The 19,690-nt window shown below is 70.9% G+C and carries 18 protein-coding genes and 1 tRNA gene; 6 read left to right on the top strand and 13 right to left on the bottom strand.

Translation table 11 applies throughout. The features are described 5' to 3' along the window. Positions 1–34 precede the first annotated feature (34 nt). Positions 35–105: transfer RNA gene (locus EDF31_RS05395), tRNA-Gly, on the top strand. A gap of 142 nt (positions 106–247) precedes the next feature. On the opposite strand, the gene EDF31_RS05390 is transcribed toward EDF31_RS05395, so the two are convergent. From EDF31_RS05390 to EDF31_RS05360, 7 genes are all read right to left on the bottom strand, one after another. Further along, complete coding sequence (locus EDF31_RS05390) at positions 248–538, bottom strand: DUF1905 domain-containing protein (RefSeq protein ID WP_123673347.1); 291 nt, start codon at positions 536–538, stop codon at positions 248–250. A gap of 225 nt (positions 539–763) precedes the next feature. Then, complete coding sequence (locus EDF31_RS05385; RefSeq protein ID WP_131845434.1) at positions 764–1,681, bottom strand: endo-beta-N-acetylglucosaminidase H; 918 nt, start codon at positions 1,679–1,681, stop codon at positions 764–766. 49 nt (positions 1,682–1,730) lie between these two features. Then, positions 1,731–4,730 carry a glycoside hydrolase family 38 C-terminal domain-containing protein gene (locus EDF31_RS05380; RefSeq protein ID WP_131845433.1) on the bottom strand — a complete coding sequence of 1,000 codons (3,000 nt, stop codon included), beginning with the start codon at positions 4,728–4,730 and terminating at the stop codon, positions 1,731–1,733. 43 nt (positions 4,731–4,773) lie between these two features. After that, entirely contained in the window at positions 4,774–6,168 is a 1,395-nt protein-coding gene (locus EDF31_RS05375) for a cellulase family glycosylhydrolase (RefSeq protein WP_131845432.1), read from the bottom strand. Beyond that, on the bottom strand, positions 6,168–7,142 hold the full coding sequence (locus EDF31_RS05370; RefSeq protein WP_207896044.1) for a carbohydrate ABC transporter permease: 975 nt from the start codon (positions 7,140–7,142) through the stop codon (positions 6,168–6,170). The genes EDF31_RS05375 and EDF31_RS05370 overlap by 1 nt, the downstream gene beginning before the upstream one ends. After that, a complete protein-coding gene (locus EDF31_RS05365) occupies positions 7,139–8,017 on the bottom strand; it encodes a sugar ABC transporter permease (protein WP_111084508.1) in 879 nt (292 codons plus the stop codon). Before EDF31_RS05365 ends, EDF31_RS05370 begins: the two co-directional genes overlap by 4 nt. After that, complete coding sequence (locus EDF31_RS05360) at positions 8,017–9,309, bottom strand: sugar ABC transporter substrate-binding protein (protein ID WP_123293981.1); 1,293 nt, start codon at positions 9,307–9,309, stop codon at positions 8,017–8,019. Before EDF31_RS05360 ends, EDF31_RS05365 begins: the two co-directional genes overlap by 1 nt. Positions 9,310–9,424: 115 nt before the next feature. Between EDF31_RS05360 and EDF31_RS05355 the strand changes: the two genes are divergently transcribed. The 3 genes from EDF31_RS05355 (at position 9,425) to EDF31_RS19870 (ending at position 11,145) form a co-directional block, all read left to right on the top strand. Next, the gene (locus tag EDF31_RS05355; RefSeq protein ID WP_131845431.1) at positions 9,425–10,456 is read left to right on the top strand and encodes a LacI family DNA-binding transcriptional regulator; all 1,032 of its coding nucleotides are present in this window, start codon (positions 9,425–9,427) and stop codon (positions 10,454–10,456) included. Positions 10,457–10,557: 101 nt separating this feature from the next. Next, complete coding sequence (locus EDF31_RS05350; protein ID WP_123293983.1) at positions 10,558–10,890, top strand: hypothetical protein; 333 nt, start codon at positions 10,558–10,560, stop codon at positions 10,888–10,890. 102 nt (positions 10,891–10,992) lie between these two features. Continuing rightward, on the top strand, positions 10,993–11,145 hold the full coding sequence (locus tag EDF31_RS19870) for a hypothetical protein (RefSeq protein WP_165901332.1): 153 nt from the start codon (positions 10,993–10,995) through the stop codon (positions 11,143–11,145). A gap of 8 nt (positions 11,146–11,153) precedes the next feature. Here the strand turns inward: EDF31_RS19870 and EDF31_RS05345 are convergent, their stop codons facing one another. Genes EDF31_RS05345 through EDF31_RS05335 form a run of 3 tightly spaced genes read right to left on the bottom strand, consistent with a single transcriptional unit; the run spans position 11,154 to position 14,289 of the window. Then, positions 11,154–12,017, bottom strand: a complete 864-nt coding sequence (locus EDF31_RS05345; RefSeq protein ID WP_131845430.1) for an EamA family transporter — start codon at positions 12,015–12,017, stop codon at positions 11,154–11,156. A gap of 13 nt (positions 12,018–12,030) precedes the next feature. Next, positions 12,031–12,693 carry a response regulator transcription factor gene (locus tag EDF31_RS05340; protein WP_111084503.1) on the bottom strand — a complete coding sequence of 221 codons (663 nt, stop codon included), beginning with the start codon at positions 12,691–12,693 and terminating at the stop codon, positions 12,031–12,033. A 39-nt stretch (positions 12,694–12,732) separates the two neighbouring features. Beyond that, on the bottom strand, positions 12,733–14,289 hold the full coding sequence (locus EDF31_RS05335; RefSeq protein ID WP_131845429.1) for a sensor histidine kinase: 1,557 nt from the start codon (positions 14,287–14,289) through the stop codon (positions 12,733–12,735). 134 nt (positions 14,290–14,423) lie between these two features. On the opposite strand from EDF31_RS05335, the gene EDF31_RS05330 reads away from it, so the two are divergent. Together EDF31_RS05330 and EDF31_RS05325 are read left to right on the top strand one after the other, a co-directional pair. After that, a complete protein-coding gene (locus EDF31_RS05330; protein WP_165901331.1) occupies positions 14,424–15,266 on the top strand; it encodes a helix-turn-helix domain-containing protein in 843 nt (280 codons plus the stop codon). 101 nt (positions 15,267–15,367) lie between these two features. Further along, positions 15,368–15,949: a hypothetical protein gene (locus EDF31_RS05325; RefSeq protein WP_131845427.1), complete on the top strand. Its 582-nt coding sequence runs from the start codon at positions 15,368–15,370 to the stop codon at positions 15,947–15,949. 41 nt (positions 15,950–15,990) lie between these two features. Here the strand turns inward: EDF31_RS05325 and EDF31_RS05320 are convergent, their stop codons facing one another. The 3 genes from EDF31_RS05320 to EDF31_RS05310 are packed head-to-tail and all read right to left on the bottom strand — an operon-like array spanning position 15,991 to position 19,612. Then, entirely contained in the window at positions 15,991–17,643 is a 1,653-nt protein-coding gene (locus EDF31_RS05320) for an ABC transporter ATP-binding protein (protein WP_131845426.1), read from the bottom strand. Then, complete coding sequence (locus EDF31_RS05315) at positions 17,640–18,206, bottom strand: MarR family transcriptional regulator (protein ID WP_131845425.1); 567 nt, start codon at positions 18,204–18,206, stop codon at positions 17,640–17,642. Before EDF31_RS05315 ends, EDF31_RS05320 begins: the two co-directional genes overlap by 4 nt. Continuing rightward, positions 18,203–19,612 carry a serine hydrolase gene (locus EDF31_RS05310; RefSeq protein WP_243649874.1) on the bottom strand — a complete coding sequence of 470 codons (1,410 nt, stop codon included), beginning with the start codon at positions 19,610–19,612 and terminating at the stop codon, positions 18,203–18,205. Before EDF31_RS05310 ends, EDF31_RS05315 begins: the two co-directional genes overlap by 4 nt. Between the last annotated feature and the right edge of the window lie 78 nt (positions 19,613–19,690).

Below are 19,690 nucleotides of genomic sequence, written 5' to 3'. Positions count from 1 at the left end.
CTACGATGGTCGGGCTGCGACACGTGCGCAGCGCGGGGATGTAGCTCAATGGTAGAGCCCCAGTCTTCCAAACTGGCCACGCGGGTTCGATTCCCGTCATCCCCTCTCTCGTTCCTCCCTCTGTCTACGGTCGCCGCACGGTGCAGTGTTCTCCGGCCCGTGCACGGTTGCTTGCTCAGTGCGAGGTTGTTCCGGCGCACCGAGCGATCAACGTCGCACGGGGCGAACACGCGCGCACCGTGCGTCGTCAGGGACTGCCGAGTTCGAGCGTGATCTGCGGGGCGTCGCCGAGTTCCACCCGGGCACGCTTGCGCTCCGCCGCACGCAACGGCACGAGGTACCCGCCGTCCTTCGGGAACAACGAGGTGGTCCAGGTCACGGCGCCGATCGTCACCCGGGCAGGGATCACACCCCAGCCGTAGGTGAGCATCGGCGCGAGGTCGGCGATGACCTCGGCGGCGTCCGGCGGCACGACGGCGAAGAAGAACGGTGACGGGCCGCGCCACTCGATCACCTCACCGCGGAACTCGAGCTCCATGTCGCGATCGTACGGCCGCGTCGTCGAGCGCGCCGGACCGGGTTCCGATCTCGGTCCGTGACGGTTCCGGTTCACGATCACCGGGATCTGCGAACCGGAACCGTCAAGCGCGAGGAGGAACTGGTGCCTCCTCGGAGCCAGCGGGACGTGGACGACGGACGCGCCCCGTGTTTCCAGGCCGGAACCGGGGAGCACGGGGCGCGAGCTGCCGTCAGCGCGAACGCGTCAGCGGTACGTCGCGGCCTGACCGTAGAGCTTCTGCGTCAGGGCGGAGACGTAGGCGGACTTGTCACCTCCCGGCAGGTTGTACGTCATGAAGACGCCGTACCCGTCCGCCTTCGAGCGCTGCGCGAGCGACACCGCCGTCGACTGCGAGGTGTTCTGGATGTCGACCGCGGCAGCGGACAACCGGTCCTTGCCGAGCCCCGGGATCGACGGCGCCGAGTACGTGCCGTAGTAGGGGTTCCAGGCGTAGTCGAGCTTCGAGCCGACGGTGCTGCTCGACGACGACAGCGAGGACGAGGCCGGGCCGATGTCGTAGAACGAGATGAGCTTGCCGGGCATCTGGGCACGCAGCGCGGTGATGAGCCAGCCGATGGACTGCTGGTTCGGCTGCGGGGTGCCGTTCGCGCCGTAGTCGGAGTACTCGTCGTCGAGGTCGACGCCGTCGAGTCCGTACTTCGACACGGTGGCGGCGATCTGGGACGCGAAGTCCGACGCGGCCGCCTGGGTCGGGAAGTTGGCGATGCCCGCACCCTGGTGGTTGCCGAGGACCGACAGCGACACCTTGATGCCCTTCGCCTGCAGCGGCTTGATCTGCGTGGCGGCGTTGTCGAGGGTCGCCTGCACCTTGTCGTTGTTGACCAGGACCGCCTTGGAGCCGTTCCAGTTGATGTTCGCCGCGAAGATGATCGCGACGTCGAAGGCGTTCGCCCCACCGGACAGCGTGTAGCGGCCGACGTTGGCGAGCTGGTCGTTGTTGACCTCGACGTACGCGATGCTCGTCGGCCCGGACTTCGTAGCGGCGGCAGTGCCGGCGGCGGCTGCAGCGGTCGGTGCTGCCGTCGCGGCGGACGGCACGAGCGGTGCCGCCACCATCGCGGCGATGGCCGCCACGATCCCGAACTTCATGGACTTCTTCATGACACTCCCCTTCGAGTGGTGAACCGGCCGGCGGTCGCCGACCGGGGTCTCAGACGCGCGGGTACCGGAAGGTCCGCACCTCGTACGCGTCGACGGCGAACGACGACGCATCCGCGTCGGTCAACGGCTCTTCGAGCAGGGTGACCTCGACAGCCGGTCCGAACGGCCCGTCGACCGCGATTCCCCCGGTCCCCCGGCGCCCCACCGGCTCGTACACCCGAACGACCAGGTCGCCGGAGCGGTCGTCGGCGAGCTTGACGCTCGACAGCACGACCCCGCCGGACACCCGCACGAGCGGCGCGAACCCGTGCGCCCCGATGACGGTCCGCGCGCCGGCGTTCATCCGGATGCCTGCCGCCGTGGCCCCGAGCTGGTCGGTCCCGATGACGATGCCGTACCGGTGCGTCTGCACGCCCTGGTCGGTCTCGGGGTCTGGGAACCGCGGTGCCCGCAGCAGGGACAGCCGCACGGTGGTGGTGACGTGCCCGTCAACGGCGTCGCGGGTGGTGTCGAACCCGTGGATCGAGTCGTTCACGAGCGCGACGCCGAAGCCCGGCTCGGACACGAGCACGTAGCGGTGCATCGAGGTCTCGAACTTCGCGGCCTCCCACGAGGTGTTCGTGTGCGTCACCCGCTTCTGCGCCCCGAACTGCGTCTCGGCGACGGTGTGCTCAGCGCGGACGTCGAGCGGGAACGCGACCTTGAGGAACTTCTCGGTCTCGTGCCAGTCGGTCGTCTGGTCGAACTCGAGCGTGCGGGAGTCCGGTGCGAGGACGATCTCCTGCCGCACGGTCGAGTCGCCGAAGGACCGCGACACGACGACCCGGGCGACACCGGCGTCGTCGACCGAGGCCTCGAGCGACGAGACGTCCACCAGGTCCTCGACCCGGTTCCGGTAGTACCGGTCGACGTCCCACGCGTCCCACATGTTCGGGAAGTCCTGGTGCAGCTGCAGCAGGTTCGCGGCCTGCCCGGCGGCGATCGCCTCGCGCCCGCTGGCCAGGTCGACGGCGCTCGTGACGAGTCCCTGGTCGGTGACGGTCACGCGCACCAGCTCGTTCGCCAACACGTACCCGCCGTCCTGCCCCGTCAGCGTGACAGCGGCCGGTTCCGCCACGTCGGTCGCCAGGACGGCGCCCTGCGCGGGTGCGCCGGCCTGGAGGAACGGGGCCGGGTTCACGACGACGGCCGCGTCTCCGGCACCGGCGAGCGCCGAGAGCGCGTGGTCGATGATCGCGGTCAGCGCCGCGGCCGTCTCCGCGTACTTCACCTCGGCCTCGCGGTGCACCCAGGCGATCGAGGTGCCCGGCAGGATGTCGTGGAACTGCTGGAGCAGCACCTGCTGCCACAGGGCGTCGAGCTCGTCGTACGGGTAGGCGAAGTCGCTGTGTGCGGCGGCGGTCGCGGCCCAGAGCTCGGCCTCGATGAGGAGCTGTTCGCACCGGCGGTTGCCCTGCTTGGTGCCGTGCTGGCTGGTCAGGGTGGCGCGGTGCAGTTCGAGGTACAGCTCCCCCACCCACACCGGCGGGTCCGGCAGTTCGGCCTTCGCGCGGTCGAAGAACGTGTCCGGGTGCTCCCACCGGACCTTCGCGCTGCCCTCGAGGTCGGCGAGACGTGAAGCCGTGCCGGTCATCTCGCGGGTGGTACCACCACCGCCGTCGCCCCAGCCGACCGGGGCGATCGACCCGGTGGCGAGCCGGTTCTCACGGAACTGGCGGGAGGCCTTGGCGACCTCGCTGCCGGACAGGCGCGAGTTGTAGGTGTCCATCGACGGGAAGTGCGAGAACACCCGTGAGCCGTCGATGCCCTCCCACAGGAACGTGTGGTGCGGGAACTTGTTGACCTGGTTCCACGAGATCTTCTGCGTGAAGAACCACTCGAACCCCGCGCGGCGCATGAGCTGCGGCAGTGCCGGCGAGTACCCGAAGCTGTCCGGCAGCCAGACGCCCTTGGGCCGGATGCCGAACTCGCGCTCGAAGAACCGCTGCCCCTGCGAGAACTGGCGGACGATGCTCTCACCGGTCGGCATCACGGTGTCGGACTCGACCCACATGCCGCCGATCGGCAGGAACCGACCGGCCTCGACGGCGGCCTGCACCCGGGCGTAGACCTCGGGGCGGTGTTCCTTGATCCAGGCGTACTGCTGCGCGCTCGACATGCCGTACAGGAAGTCGTCGGTCTGGTCGATGAGCTCGGTCATCGTCGAGGTGGTGCGGGCGACCTTGCGGATCGTCTCGCGGACCGGCCAGAGCCACGCGGAGTCGATGTGGGCGTGCCCGACGGCCGAGATCGTGTGCGCGGAGGCCTCGGCGGGAGCGGCGAGCACCTCGGCGAGCGCCGCACGGGCGTCCCCGGCGGTCTCCGGGATGTGCTGCAGGTCGAGCGCGTCGAGGGCGTCGTCGAGGGCCTGCAGGATCCGCATCCGTCGTGGCCCCTCGGGCAGCTCGGCCTGCAGTTCGAGCAGGACGTCGATGTCGAGCGCGAGTTCGTGCACCTCGGACTCGAACACGGCGAGGTCCATCCGGCGCGAGGTGTAGAGCCGCTTCGACGACGAGGTCTGGACGTCGCCCTCGTGCGTGACGAGGAAGGGGTGGTAGTCGAGCAGGACCGGGTTCGACGCCGCCTCGACGAAGAGCTCGATCGTCTCGCCGCCCTCGGCCCGTTCCGTCAGCAGCACCCACTGGTTGCGCGGGTTGATCGACTTCACCGGCGTGCCGTCGGCCAGGTACACGAGGCCCTCGCACTGGAACCCCGGCATGTTCTTGTCGAAGCCGAGGTCGACGACGGCTTCCACCCGGCGTCCGGCCCACTCGCTCGGCACCGTCCCGGTCAGCCGGAACCAGGTCGTCCCCCAGGCCGCACCCCAGGGTGTGCCGACCTCGTACGGCGTGAACTCGAGCGCGAGTCCCTGCGCCGGCGGGATCGGCTCCCCCGGCAGCTCGTGCCAGGCGGTCTCGAGCGGCGTCGCGGTGGCGTGCACCGCCGGCGTGATGCGCTCGTCGAGGACCCGGCGGACCCGTCCGGTGGTGAGGGGGATGTCGTCGTGCATGGGGCCTTCCAGGGTCGGGCGCGGGTCAGTGCGTGGTCGAGGGTCAGCGCGTGGTCGCGGGGTGCGCGACGCGGATGGAGGTGGAGTCGAGCTCGGCGGGCACGTCGACGCACCGGTCGATGCCACGGGCGGCGAGCATCCCGGTGTCGCCGAGCCGGGACCGCAGGACGACCTGCGGGCCGCGACCGTCCGGTTCGGCCGACGCGACCGCGAGCCAGGCGGCGGCGAACCGTCCGCCGGGGGCGCAGTCGGCACGCATCCCGTGTCGGTCCGAGCCGTCGGGCAGCACGTCGTCGAGCACGAGCGCCGTGGCCGGCGGCGCAGCAGCGGTGTCGGTGGCGCCGGACCGTGCGACGGCCGCGAAGGCCTCTCCCGCGGGCTTGATCCGGCCGTCGTTGGTGAAGAGCCCGAGGTCGTACTCGAGCTCCGGGAAGTCGGCGAGCGACCTGGCGACGTCGTGCGAGCACCACCACGTGACACCGAGCACCTGCTGCGCCCCGAGCACGTGCCGGATGGTCTGCTCGGTGAACGAGGCGGCGTCCTCCGGGGCGACGACGTTGGTGGGCGCCCCGACTTCCTGCAGCCAGTTCGGCCGTGCGGGGTCGCGGTTCCACGCGGCGGCGAGCTGGAGCAGGTACTCCCCATGCCGCACCGATCCCGGTCCGAGTGCGCCGTGCAGGGCCGCCGAGCCGTTGAACACCCACGAGTGCGTGACGGTGGCGTCACCGTGGTCCGCCGCGTGCTCCGGTCCGAACGGCTGCGCGTCGTCGTACCAGGCCGCGTCGTACTGCGCGACGGTGACCAGCGGCCGTGGACGCGACCCACTGCCGGACGGAGCCGACGCGGACGAGTCGACCCGGGCCTCCAGGCCGGACGAACCTGCCGAACCTGCCGAACCGGACGGACCGGACGCGAGCCCGGACCGTGCCGCCGCGACCATCGCCGCCGCCCACGCGTGCCCCTGCTCCGCCGTGATGTCGTGCGGGGCGGGGTGCGGCGCGTGCGCGAACTGGTTCACCTCGTTGCCGATGGTGATGCCGAGCAGGTTCGGCTTGTCCGCGACCGCTGCGGCGAGCGCCCGGACGTACGCCGCGGTCGACGCGACGACGTCCGGGTCGGTGAACATGTTCCGACGGTGCCAGCTGTCCAGCCACGACGGCACGAAGTCGAAGCTCGACAGGTGCCCCTGCAGGGCGTCGACGTTGACGTCGAGTCCGAACGAGCCGGCGATGTCCACGACCGTCGCGACGTCCTGCAGTGCCGACGCCCGGATGAGGGTGCGGTTCGGATGCACCACCGGCCAGAGCGGGAAGATCCGCACGTGGTCGGCGCCGAGCGAGGCGATCGCCTCGAGGTCCCTGGCGGTGTCCGACGGTGAGAAGTCGAGCCACGAGTGGAACCAGCCGACCGAGGGCGTGTAGTTGACCCCGAAGCGCATCAGCCCTTCACACCGCCCTCTTCGACGCCCTTGAAGAAGAAGCGCTGCAGGACGGCGAAGATCACGGCGATCGGGATGAACGCGATCATGGTGCCGGCGGCGATCATGCGCTGGTCGGTCGCGAACGTGCCCTGCAGGTACTGCAACCCGACGGTCAGGGTGAGGTTCTCCGGCGACTGCAGCACGATGAGTGGCCACAGGAAGTCGTCCCACGCCCCGATGAACGAGAAGATCGCGATGACGGCGATCGTCCCCTGCACGGCGGGCAACGAGATGTACCGCAGCCGCTGCATCGCGTTCGCACCGTCCATCACCGCGGCCTGGTCGATCTCCTCGGGGATCTGCCGGAACGCGTTGAACATGAGCAGCACGTTGAGTGCGGCGATCATGCCGGGTAGGGCGACGCCGACCAGGTTGTCGGCGAGGCCGAGGTCCTTGACGGTGACGAACTGCGAGATGATCGTCGCCTCGCCGGGCAGGACGAGGGTGGCGAGGAACAGTCCGAGCACGAGCTTGCGGTGCCGCCACTGCAGCCGCGCGAGGGCGAAGCCGGCGAGCGTCGCGAAGACGATGTTGCCGAACACGTCGATCGCGGCGACGAGCAGCGAGTTGCCGATGTAGCGCCAGACCGGGATCGCGGCGGCCACCTTGAGGTAGTTCTCGATGGTCGGCTCGGTCGGGATGAACGACGGGTTCGCGGTGTAGATGTCCTCGCCGGCGCCCTTGAGCGAGGTGGACAGCTGCCACAGGAACGGGCCGATCGTGATGAAGAGCACCACGATGAGCAGGACGTAGCGCACGACCTTCTCGCGGGTGGACATGACACCCCAGACCGCGCGGCGGCGCTTGCGTCCGTCTCGTCCGTTCGGCCGGGAGGCCCGTCCCGCGTCCGTCGCGCCCGTCACGTCCGGCGTCGGGCTGGCTGCACCGCGCGCCCCGCCCAGGGCGGGTTCGGTGGTCGTCGTGTTCGTCACTTGTCCGCCTTGCTGTTCATCCGCGCGAGGGCGAGCATCGGGATCAGCGTCACGACGAAGAGCAGGAGGCTCAGGGCGGACGCGTAGCCGAGGTTGCCGGTGAAGCCGCGGGCGTACTGCTGGATGAGCATGACGAGCGAGTTGTCCTGCCCGCCGGGTCCACCGGTGCCGTTGGTGAGGATGTAGAGCTCGCTGAACACCCGGAGCGCGGAGACGCACACCAGGATCCCGACGAGCGTCATGGTGCCGCGGACCCCCGGCATGGTGACCGACCAGAACCGGCGCACCGACCCGGCGCCGTCGAGGGCGGCCGCTTCGTGCAGGTCCTTGCCGACGTTCCCGAGAGCCGCGAGGAAGATGATCATGTAGTAGCCGAGGCCCTTCCAGACCGTCAGGCTGATCGCGCTGAGGAGCAGCAGCCACCGGTCGGTCAGGAACGGGACGCTGCCCTGCACGACGCCGAGCGCCTGCGCCATCTCGTTGATGACGCCGCGGTCGTCGAGGATCCAGGTCCAGATGAGCCCGACGACCACGGCCGACGCGATGACCGGCGTGTAGAACGCCGTGCGGAAGAACGCGATCCCCGGCAGCTTCTGCTGGACGAGCACCGCGATGAGCAGCGGCAGCACGGTCAGCAGGGGCAGGCAGATCGCCATGTAGATGACGCTGTTGAGCAGCGCCTCCCACACCTGCGGATCGGCGAGCAGGGTCTCGAAGTTCTTGAGCCCGACCCACTGGCTCACGCCCCCCAGCGGGCTGGCGTTCGTGAACGACAGCCGGACGGTGTTGATCGACGGCCAGAGGCTGAACGCGACGAGCCAGACGAGGGCCGGCAGGACGAGCAGCCAGGGCGTGAACCAGCGGTTGGCGCGCATCAGCCGTTGGCCAGCAGGCTGTTCATCTTGGTCTGGGCCGTCTGCAGCGCCTTCTCCGGCGCGACCTGGCCCTTCATGGCGAGGGCGATCTGCTGGTCGAGGAAGTCCGTCATCGCGGAGTTCGCCTCGACCGGGTTGAGGACCTTCGCGGTCTTCAGGGCCTCGTTCGCCAGGACACGGGCCTCGCCGTTGACGGTGCCGTCGTCCTTCGAGAAGTACGGGTCGGACTGCGACGACGTGGTCGACGGGAAGATGTTGACCTTGTGCGCGAACGCCTCTTGGTTCTCCGCGTTCGTCATGAACTTCGCGAACGCCTCGGCGGTGGCGAGGTGCTTCGACTTGGCGGACACCGACAGGCCCTGCACGTAGAGCGGCGGGGTGTCGAGGGCCGGGCTGACGGTGACCTTGCCCTTGAGCGACGGGTTGTTCTTCTCGAAGTCGGCGAGCGAGGTGGCGCCGCCCGTGGTCCAGGCGACCTTCTGCTGCGTGAACAGGGTGGAGTTGCCGAGGTAGTCGCTGTTCAGCACGTTCGAGGGCATGTAGCCGTCCTGGTATGCGTCCTTGTAGCGCTCGATCAGGTCGGCGGCCTTCGACGAGTCGGCGAAGGTGAACTTCGTGCCGTCCGCGTTGAGGACCTTCACGCCGGCCAGGGTGAAGTCGCCGAGACCGGGCTTCCGGCTCATCAGGTAGTCGGTCGGGCAGTTCTCGTGCATGGTCTTCGCCTGCGTGAACAGCTCGTCGGTGGTCTTCGGCGGGTTCTTCGCGTCGAGGCCGCACTTCGCGAACATCGTCGCGTTCCAGTAGTCGACGTCGGTGTTGAGGTACCAGGGGTAGCCGAACGTTCCGTCGACGCCCTTGTACTTGTAGGAATCGAGCGCGCCGGCGACGTACGTGCTCGCGAGCTTCGTGTCGTCCTTCGCGACGTCCTGCAGGAACCCACGCTTCGCGAGCGGCAGGGCGATGTCCGGCGGCAGGTTGATGACGTCGGGCAGCGAGTTCGACGACGCCTGGCTGAGCACCTTGTCGGCGTAGCCGTCGCCTGGCTGGTCCTGCAGCTTGACCTTCGCGTCGGGGTGGGCCTTCTCGAAGTCGGCGATCACCCCGTTCAGGTAGCCCGTGTACGTCGGCGTGAGCGCCCACGTCTGCAGCGTGATCGACCCGCTGATCTCCCCGCTGCCGGTGTCGGCCGCGTTGCCGCCGCTCGAGCAGCCCGTCAGGACGAGTGCCGTGGCGGCAGCTCCTGCGAGCAGCGCTGCGGCGCGGCTCCTCGTCGCACGTGTGGTGGTCCTCATGGCGTCTGACTCCCTCGTCATCCTGCGTGGTCATCGTGCTGAACCGGTTCAGTTCCTGTCCCTGAACCCGCTTGTGGCAGTGACTATGAACGACTAAAACGCTATAGTCAAGCCCGTGGCCACGAACCGTCGAACGACGATCTCCGACATCGCCGCGCGTGCCGGCGTGTCCGTCAGCGCGGTCTCGTTCGCCCTCAACGACCGCCCCGGCGTGTCCGACGAGACCCGCGAACGCGTCCGCGCGATCGCCCGCGAACTCGACTGGCAACCGCACACCGCGGCACGCGCCCTGGGCGGCGCAAAGGCCGGCTCGATCGGCTTCGTGCTGAACCGGCCGGCCCGCACACTCGGCACCGAGTCGTTCTTCGGCGACCTGATCTCCGGCATCCAGCTCGGGCTCGCCGGCACCCACGTCGGGATGAACCTGCTCGTGGCGCGCGACGCGGCCGAGGAACTCGAGACCTACCGGGCGTGGTGGCGTGGGCACCGGGTCGACGGCGTCGTCCTCATCGACCCGCGGCGCGACGACGACCGGCTCACCCTGCTCGCCGAACTCGGCATGCCCGCGGTCGTCGTCGGCTCCCATCCCTCACCCGAGGGCTCCGCACCGAGCGTGTGGATCGACGACGGCGACGCGACCGACACGGTCCTGCGGTACCTGCACGCGCTCGGGCACCGGCGGATTGCGCACGTCGCCGGGCGCCCCGAGTTCGAGCACACCGCCATGCGGATCGGCCGGGTCCGGGCCTTCGCGGCGGCCGAGGGGCTCACGGACGCCGTGTCGATCCCGACCGACTACTCGGCCGAGGCCGGCGCGAGTGCGACCCGGACCCTGCTGTCCCGCAGCAGCCGACCGACGGCGATCGTGTACGACAACGACGTCCTGGCGGTCGCCGGGCTCGGGGTCGCGAGCGAGATGGGCGTCGCGGTGCCGACCGACGTCTCGATCGTGTCCTTCGACGACTCGGCGATGATCCAGCTCGTCCGGCCGTCCATCACCTCGCTGACCCGCGACACCGTGGAGCTCGGACAGCGCGCGGCGACGCTCCTGCGCGCGCAGATCGACGCCGATGCCCCGTTGCCGTCACGCCCCGGGCCACCACTGACCCTCAGCGTCCGGGAGTCGACGGCACGCGCGGGGTCCTGACCCGCCGTCGACACCATCCGACACGCCCAGCAGGTGTCCGGCCGAGGTCCACGGCGCGCGGCGGACTTGACTCCCGTTCGAACACACGTTCGAATACCGTCGTGGGACGGCGTCGCGAGAACCGGTGGCAGCCCCCGGAACACCCGGAGGTCGAACGTCCGCGCGCCTACTCGCTGTCCGAGGACGCCCGCGGGCCCGACGTCTGCCACGCCGTCACGCCCGTGCCGGTCTGGGCGTGGATCCAGTTCCCGACCTTCCACGTCCGGGTGAAGGCCTTCGCGAAGAGCTGGACCCGTGATGCCGTCATGGTCGAGTGGGCGCAGTTCGGACAGCAGGCGGACGCCTGGGTGTGGCGGTCGGCCGTGAAGCACCGCACCCTGCGTGCCGACCAGGCGGAACGCGCGATGCGGAGTCCGCAGAACGCAGCGCGTTGACTTCTACTCGCACCCCGAGGATGGTTTGTCGAACACCGGTTCGGCAAGTAACTCACTGATCGAGGCATTCGTTCGAGTGCCGCTCCGGGACGAGGAGGCACCATGAAGAACACAGCGGTGCCGTCCTGGGTCGCCCACGTGCTCACCCCGCCCGAGGTCATCAGCGCCTACGTCGAGGCCCGGGTCAACGATCCGGCCCTGCTGTCGGGTGAGCGCACGGAACCCACGTACGCCGACTTCCTCGGCGACGAGTAGACGGTCGTTCAGCGGCGTCGGCGGCGCGCGGACAGCGTGACGCCGACGCTGGCAGCGGTGACGCACACCAGCGCCACCGTCTCCAGCAGGGACAGCCCCTCGCTGAGCACCACGAGGCCGGCCAGCGCGGCGATCGCCGGGCCGAGACTCTGCAGCACGCCGAACACCCGCGTCGGCATCCGCCGCAACGCCAGCATCTCGAGGGCGTAGGGCAGCACGCTCGACAGCACGGCGACGGCGCCGAAGACGAGCAGGAGCACGGGTTCGCGGACCACGCCGTCGATCGCGGACGGGAGCCCGAACGGCAGCGACACGAGCATCGCGACCACCATCGACACCACCAGGCCGTCGACACCCGGGATCGCGGCGCCGACGTGCCGGTTCATCACGATGTAGCCCGCCCAGCACGCCGCCGCGAGCACGGCCCAGACCACGCCGCCGACCTCGGTCACGGCGCTCGGGCCGACCCCGAGCAGCACGACGCCGGCGAGCGCCAGGGCGGCCCAGAGCGCGTCCCGCCACCGCCGGGTGTGCACGAGGGACAGGGCGAGCGGGCCGAGGAACTCGATCGTCACCGCGACGCCGATCGGGATGCTCGCGAACGACAGGTAGATGAAGACGTTCATCCCGCCGAGCGCCAGCCCGAGGCCGACCGCGCCGAGCCACTGCGCGCGGGTCCAGTGCCCGATGCGAGGACGGACGACCAGCGCGAGCACCACCGCGCCGATGACGAGCCGGAGCGTCGCGGCCCCGACCGCGCCGACGTCGTCGAAGTGGGTCTTCGCGATCGCGGCCCCGAGCTGGACGGACACCATCGCGGTGAGGGCGAGCAGCGGAGCCGGGATCCGGTCGGTGCCGCGGGCCTGGTTCATCCGCGGGACCGGCTCATCCGAGGTAGGCGAGCACGGCGAGGACGCGGCGGTGGTCCTCGCCGGTGTCCTCGAGCGCGAGCTTGCCGAAGATGCTCGACACGTGCTTCTCGACGGCGCCGGTGCCGATGACGAGGGCGCGGGCGATGGCCGCGTTCGTGCGACCCTCGGCCATCAGGCCGAGCACGTCGCGTTCGCGCGGGGTGAGCGCGGCGAGCGGGTCGCGCCGCCGGCTCATCAGCTGCGTGACGACCTCGGGGTCGAGCACGGTGCCACCGGCCGCGATCCGACGAACGGCGTCGTCGATCTCCTCGAGCCGGGTGACGCGGTCCTTGAGCAGGTAGCCGATGCCCGTCGCACCGGCGGCGAGGACGTCTTCGGCGTAGGTGGCCTCGACGTACTGCGAGAGGAGCAGGACCCCGGTGCGCGGGGCGATCCGACGGGTCTCGACGGCTGCGCGGACGCCTTCGTCGGTGAAGGTCGGCGGCATCCGGACGTCCATGACGACGACGTCGGGAGCGCCGTCCGGCAGCGTCGCGAGGAACGCACGGGCGTCGGCGTACTGGCCGATGACGTCGATGCCGGCTTCGTCGAGCACGCGGGCCAGGCCCTCGCGCAGCAGGACGGCGTCGTCGACGACGACGGCCCGGATGCGTGCTGCATCCGGGCCGTCTGTCATGCCGACCAGCCTAGTGGGAGCGCGGGCGCTCCCGTGGGGTCACGACCGCGGGTTCGCCGTCGTGGGGACGCCGTTCAGGGCACCGAGCGGGATCCGAGCCGTGGCCTCGGTCGGGCCGCCCTCGGGGCTCGCGACGACCAGGTCGCCGTCGAGTGCGCGCATCCGGCCGATCAGGCCCTCGATGCCGTGGCCCTGCTGGGGTCGTGCTCCGCCGCGGCCGTCGTCGGTCACGCTGACGGTCAGGTACCAGAGCCCGGAGGCGTCGACCACGAGGCCGAGGTACACCCCGGCGGTCGTGGCACCGGCGTGCTTCATGGTGTTCGTCAGGAGCTCGCTCACCGTGAAGTACACGTTGCGCTGGATCTCCCTTGCGAGCTCGAGGCCCTCGGGCAGGCGGACGTCGAGGCCGACCGGGATCGGGGTGCGGGCGACGAGCGCTTCGAGGGCCGCCACGAGCCCGCGGTCGAGCAGGATCGGCGGGGCGAACCCGCGGGACAGCGCACGCAGTTCGTCGAGGGCGTCCTGCGCGTGCTCGGAGGCCTCGCCGATCAGCTGCTTCGCCTTCTGCGGGTCCTTCTCGAACGCGCGTTCCGCTGCCGACAGGTCCATCCGGAGCCGCACCAGGCGCTGCTGGGGGCCGTCGTGCAGGTCGCGCTCGATCTGGCGCAGGGCCTGACCCTCGGCGGTCACGGCACCGGCACGGGAGGCCTGGAGTCCGGCGACGCGCTGCTCGAGCTGCTCGGCACGGAACCCGCCGAGCAGACCGAAGTCCACCCAGTAGTGCGCGATGACCGAGCCACGGGCCCAGAGCGGGAACAGCACGACCGAGGCGGCCATCGACAGCAGTCCGAGGAACCCGAACCCGACGACGGAGGTCATGTCCCACCCGAAGTACTGCGCGCTCAGGCCGTTCGCGAACGCGACCACCGCGAGTCCGACGGGCCAGAGGAACCCGGCGAGCAGCAGGACGCCGGCGCCCACGGTGAAGAGCGCGACGAGCGGGTAGACGACCGCTGCGTGCAGCAGGTAGAGCCAGTAGTGCGGGTTGGCGACCGCGGAACCGGTGCGCGTCCACCAGTTCTGCTGCCAGCGGGGCGTCCAGTCCACCGGGCGGATCGGACGCCGGTCAGCCCATCCGATGCGGAGCTTCTCGAACTGTCCGAGCCACCGCGCCACGAACAGCGCGATGAAGAACATCAGCAGCACGAACGGGTTGAACAGGTCGCGGAAGCCGCCGCCGAAGATCGCCGCGGGGAACGCGAAGTAGAGCGTGCAGAGCAGCACCCCGGTCAGGGCCATGTAGCCGAAGTCGCGCGGCAGGCGCTTCCACGACTCGCGGTAGAACGCGCCGGCGGTCATGCCGGAGCCCGCGCTGCCGCCCCGGCCGCCACCCGGTGCCGATCCGTTCGGCGGGGTCGCTCCCCACGACGCCGGCGGCGTCTGCTGGTCGTGCTGTCGCGGGTACTGCGGCATCGGCTTGGTGGCTCCAGGTGGGACGGAGTCGCCCAGCGGGACGGTCTGGGCCTGGTCGGGCGAGGGCATGACGTCGTCCAGCGGGACGGTTCGCGCCTGGTCGAGGCGGTCGGTGTCGGTCATGACTCCAGCCTCGCGATCACGGGGCCGTTCCCCCATCCTGCCCCCTCCCCACCCCGGGTGGGGTTATCCCCCCCTCTCCACAGATCTCCCGAGGCCGATCGTCGCGGGACGGCCCGCAGGACATGCTCGTGGTGATGGGCGACGCACTCCGAGCACTGATCGACGCCGTCGGCCTCGAGGTCGGCCCCGGCGAGGAGATCCGATCCGACGACGACCGCTGGACGCTCGATCTCGATCCGGACGGTACGCACGCCTGGGTCGCGACCCGGCACCGGCCGGTCTGGCTCCACCGCGACGACACACTCGTGTTCGTCGAGGCTGGTGGAGCCGCACTGGTCGAGCAGCACCCGACGACGTCGATCGGCTCCGACCCCGAGCGGCACGGTCCGCCTCGAACTGCTCCTTCGTACGACTTCCCGCACGAGGCCCTGTTCGCCGACACCGGCGTCGTCGTCGGATCGGCGACGCTGGGGCCACTCGCTGCCGAGGTCCTCGCGCTCCCGTCGATCGCCACCACCCAGCCCGCGGGCTTCCCGTCGGCGGACGTCGTGCTGGCGCTGCGTCACGTCGGTCACCTCGACGGCGGCCGGTGGCACGGCGTGCAGCAGGATGCGCTCGCGCGACTCGTGGTCACGACCGTGCTCCACGACAACCCACCGCCCTCGCTGCGCGACAACAGCCTGGCGAGGGTCCTCGACCGGCTCTTCGACCCGGCGGGCGGGCACTCGACTGCGGACCTGCTCGACGGCGTCGGCATGTCTCCGCGCACCCTCGAGCGTCGGTGCACCGAGACCACGGGCTGCACGCCGGCCCAGCTCGGGCGGTGGTTCCGGAGCCTCGCTGTCCGGAGTGCACTCACCCGGGGTGACCGTCCCGCCGAGGTCGCTGCCCGCTTCGGCTTCAGCACCACCGCCTCCATGCGACGCGCGCTGCAGCGGGTCCGCGCACCGGAGACCGACCTCCCTCGGAGGTTCTGACGGTTCTGGTTCACGAATCCCGCGGTTCGCGAACCAGGACCGTCAGCCGCCCGGACAGAACATGCTTTCCCCGCCGCGCGGGCTGCGCGTAGTGTGCGGGTATGCAGAACATCACGGGGGTTCGGGTGGTCTCGGCCGCGGCGGTCGTCGCAGCGGTCGTGTTCGGGGCGCGCGGACTGGTCGGGACGATCTGGCTCGCGCCGTGGGACCTGCCGAACGGACTGCTCCTCGTCGCCACAGCGCTCGCCGGGCTGGCAGGCGTGGTCGTGCTCGTCGCGGCGGTGCGGGCGAAGGACCGACGGGCGCTCGCGTTCGCGGTGTCGGTCCTGGCGTTCGCGCTCCTGTGGCCCGCGCCGGGCTGGGCCACCGCGGTGCTCGTCGTCGTCGCGCAGGGTGCGCTCGTGGCGTTCGGCGTGCTGACCGTCCGGAACGAGGACGGCGTGCAGCGGGCCTTCGGCTGGGTCGTCACCGTGGCGGCGTCGCTGTGGTTCGTCACCGCGCTGCTGTCGAACGCGGTGCTCCTCACGGCGCTGCCGCAGGAGGCACTCGGCATCGCCTTCTCCGTCCCGGGGCTGCTGCAGACCGTGGTGTACCTGGCGGCGACGGTGCTCGTCGCCGTCCCGCTCCTGCGTCCGGTGGGTCGGGGCGTGAACGCGCTCTGGGCCTCGGCCGAGGTGCGCTGACTCCGCAACGACGCTGAGGTCGCAGGGCCGGCGAGCGCCCCTCAGCCGGCCCGTGCCGCCAGGCGCTCGGATCGGCGCACTGCCTGTTCGTCCGGGTCCGGCACCGGCGCGGCCTGGATGAGTCGACGCGTGTAGGGGTCCTGCGGCGACCGGAGGATGGCGTCGCGACTCCCCTGCTCGGCGACCTTCCCGCCGTGCAGCACGACGACCCGGTCGCACAGCGTGTCGACCACGGCCAGGTCGTGGGTGACGAACAGGCACGCGAAGCCGAGGCGTTCCTGCAGCTCACGGAAGACGTCGAGCACCCGGGCCTGCACCGAGACGTCGAGGGCGCTCGTCGGCTCGTCGGCGATGAGCAGTGCGGGTTCGAGCGCGACGGCGCGGGCGATCGCGACGCGCTGCCGTTGTCCGCCGGAGAGCTCGTGCGGGAAGCGCTCGCGGTACCCGCCGTCCAGACCGACGTCGGCGAGCAGCCGGTCCACCCGTTCGTCGATCTGGGCCGACGGCAGGCGCAGGATCTGCCGGAGCGGCTCGGCGACGGTCTGTCCGACCGTGTAGCGCGGGTTGAGCGACCGGAGCGGGTTCTGGAAGACCACGCCGACGTGTCGCCGAATCTCCCGGCGAGCTGCTCGCCGGGAGACTGCCACGTCGGTGCCCTCGACGACGACCGAACCGGACGTGATCGGTGCCAGCCCCACGGCGGCGCGGCCGATGGTGGTCTTGCCGCTGCCGGACTCGCCCACGAGTCCGACGATCTCACCGCGACCGACCGTGAACGACACGTCGTCGACCGCGCGGAACCGCCCGCGCAGTGCACCGCCGTACTCGACCACGAGGTGCCGGACGTCGAGGACGATCGATGGAGCCTCCGTGACGGGGTCGACCCGCGCCTCCCGGCCGACCTCGGTGCCCATGCGTGGGACCGCAGCGAGCAGATCGCGGGTGTAGTCGGCGGACGGTGCGGCGAAGACCGCGGCGACGGTGCCCGTCTCGACGACGCGACCGCGGCGCATGACGACCACGCGGTCGGCGATGTCGGCGACGACGCCCATGTCGTGGGTGATGAGGAGGATCGCGGTGCCGGTGCGTTCGCGCAGCGCACGCAGGACGTCGAGCACCTCGGCCTGCACCGTGACGTCGAGTGCGGTCGTCGGCTCGTCGGCGATGAGCAGGTCGGGGTCGGCGGCGAGCGCCATCGCGATCATCACCCGCTGCGCCTGACCGCCGGAGAGCTCGTGCGGGTACTGGCCCAGCCGGCGTTCGGGTTCCGGCACCTCGACGGCACGCAGGAGTTCGAGCGAGCGCGCACGGACGGCGGCGCGGTCGTGCGAGGCGTCGGCGCGGCGGACGGCCTCGGCCAGCTGGAACCCGACCGTGAACACGGGGTTGAGCGCGGCCGACGGGTCCTGGAAGATCATCGACACGCTGCGGCCGCGGACCCCGCGCAGGGTGCGTTCGTCGGTGCCGAGCACCTCGAGGTCGCCGAGCCGGATGCTGCCAGAGGAGCGCGCGCCGTCCGGCGCGATCCCCATCGCCGTCATCGCGGTCATGCTCTTGCCGGATCCGGACTCCCCGACGACGGCGACGACCTCGCCGCGGCCGACGGCGAACGAGGCGTCGTCGACCGCGCGGACCTCGGCGCCGTCGACGTCGAAGGTCACGGACAGGTGGTCGACGGTCAGGACGTCGGTCATGGGGTCTCCGAGCGGTCGGTGCGGTCGCGGGCGGCCTTGAACGCCTCCCAGTCCTCGAGCATCTTGTGGTGGTGGCCCTGCAACCACTGCATGTAGTCGCGGCCGTTGAGCAGGCGCTCGCGGACCTCGGCGTCGACGTCGCCCGCCCCGGTGCGGCCGGCGTGCTCGACCACCGCCAGGCCGTGTCCGATGATGTCGCGCTGCCGGTCGAGGTACTTCCGTTCCCCGGCGAGCCAGGAGCCCCAGACGTCGGCCTCGGCGCGGAAGTAGTGGCTGCGCTCGCCGGCGACGATCTGCCGCTTCACGAACCCGGAGTCGACGAGCCGGCGCGTCGCCATCGAGACCGAACCCGAGCTGGCGCCGAGCGCGCGTTGGAGATCGGCGGACGACGAGTGCGGCGCGCGGGTCATCATGAGGTAGCCGAGCACGCGGGCGTCGGTGAGCGCCATGCCCGCACCGTCGTTGAGCATGAGGGCGAACTCCTCGACGAACGCCTGACGCTCGGGTTCGAGCACGACGTCGTCGTGCCCGACACCGACGCCCCGACCGTCGACGTCGCTCACGGTGCCAGCCCTGCCGCGACCTCGGGCGACTCGGTCGGGATCGTCCACGGTTCCTCGGTCATGCCACCGCCGGCGCGGATCGACCGGACGGCGCCGTCGGCGTCGCGCGTGAAGGTGATGTCCTCGTCGACCGAGCCGAAGCGGTTGCCGTGCGTCATCCGGAGCGTGTCCGCGTCGACGACCTCGAGCCGGGTCGGGGTGTCGAGCGGTTCGGGTCCGGACGGGTCGACCTCGACGAGCCGGTCGCCGATGCGGGCGATGTCGCTGACGCCCCACGGGTTGGCGAAGCGTCCGGTGTACGCATCGGTGTCGACGTCGTCGGGCACGGGCGTGCCCGGCGCGGATGTGTCCGCCGCGGCGTCGAGCATCTGCACGACGGCGGTGGCGATGAGGGTGGCGGGCCCGGCGGCGGCGCTCGTCATGACGGACACGACGAGTCCGGATGCCGGGTCGAACAGCGACTGCGTGATGTGCCCGGGGAACCCGCCCGAGTGGCCGCGGACGTCGCGGCCTCCGATGCGGTCGACGATGAACCCGGCGCCGTAGCCGCGGGCGGCCGGGTCGTCGGTGGCGCTCCAGGCCTTGCGCTGCGCGAGTCGCTTCGAGTGGTCGTCGAGCAGGCTGCCGGCCCCGATGACGTGCTGCGAGAAGTACTTGACCAGGTCGGAGGCGGTGCCGTGGAACCCGGTGGCGGCGGCCATGGCGTGGGTGTCCACGTGGTCGATGCGCTGCCGCTGCCGCGCGGTGTGGAACCCGGTGTACCCGACCACGAAGTCGTCGGCGCGCGTGGGGTCCCAGTCGGGGCCGGTGTTCCGCAGGCCCAGGGGTTCGGTGATCGACTCGCGGACGAAGTCGTTGTAGGACTGCCCGGAGACCGCGGCGATGACGAGCCCGAGCAGCGAGTAGCCGAGGTTCGAGTAGTTGAACGACGATCCGGTGGGGACCTTCTGCCCGCGGTCGAGCACGAGTGCCAGCAGCTCCTGCTCGTCGGGGAACGGGCGCAGGAGCGACCAGTAGTCGCCGTCGTGGCCGTCGCGGATGACCCCGGCGCCCATCTCCATGAGCTCACGGATCGTGGCGTCGGCGAGCGGGGAGCCGCCGTCGACCAGCGCCGGGATGTACGTGCCGACGGTGTCGTCGAGCCGGAGCGACCCGCGCTCGGCGAGCTGGAGCAGTGCCGTCGCGGTGAAGGTCTTCGAGTGCGAGGCGATGCGGAACAGGTCGGTGGTGGTCAGGCGGCGCCCGGCCTCGACGTCGGCGTAGCCCCAGGCCTCGTCGAACAGCACCTCGCCGCCGAACCCGATGGCGACCTGCACGCCCGGCACCCGCAGCTGCCAGACCTTGTACGACACCCACTCGTGGATGTAGGGCAGGGTCTTCCGGTACGCGGAGAGGGTGTCGGTCACGGTGGTCCTTTCGAAGGGCGGTGGTTCGAGTCTGGCGCGTCGGTCGCGACGGTGCCCACCGCGACGCGGCGTGCACCG

The sequence above is a fragment of the Curtobacterium sp. PhB142 genome (assembly GCF_004341255.1).
Taxonomy (GTDB): domain Bacteria; phylum Actinomycetota; class Actinomycetes; order Actinomycetales; family Microbacteriaceae; genus Curtobacterium.
The sequence above is the reverse complement of the archived record's forward strand: the minus strand, read 5'-3'. Positions and strand labels throughout refer to the sequence as shown.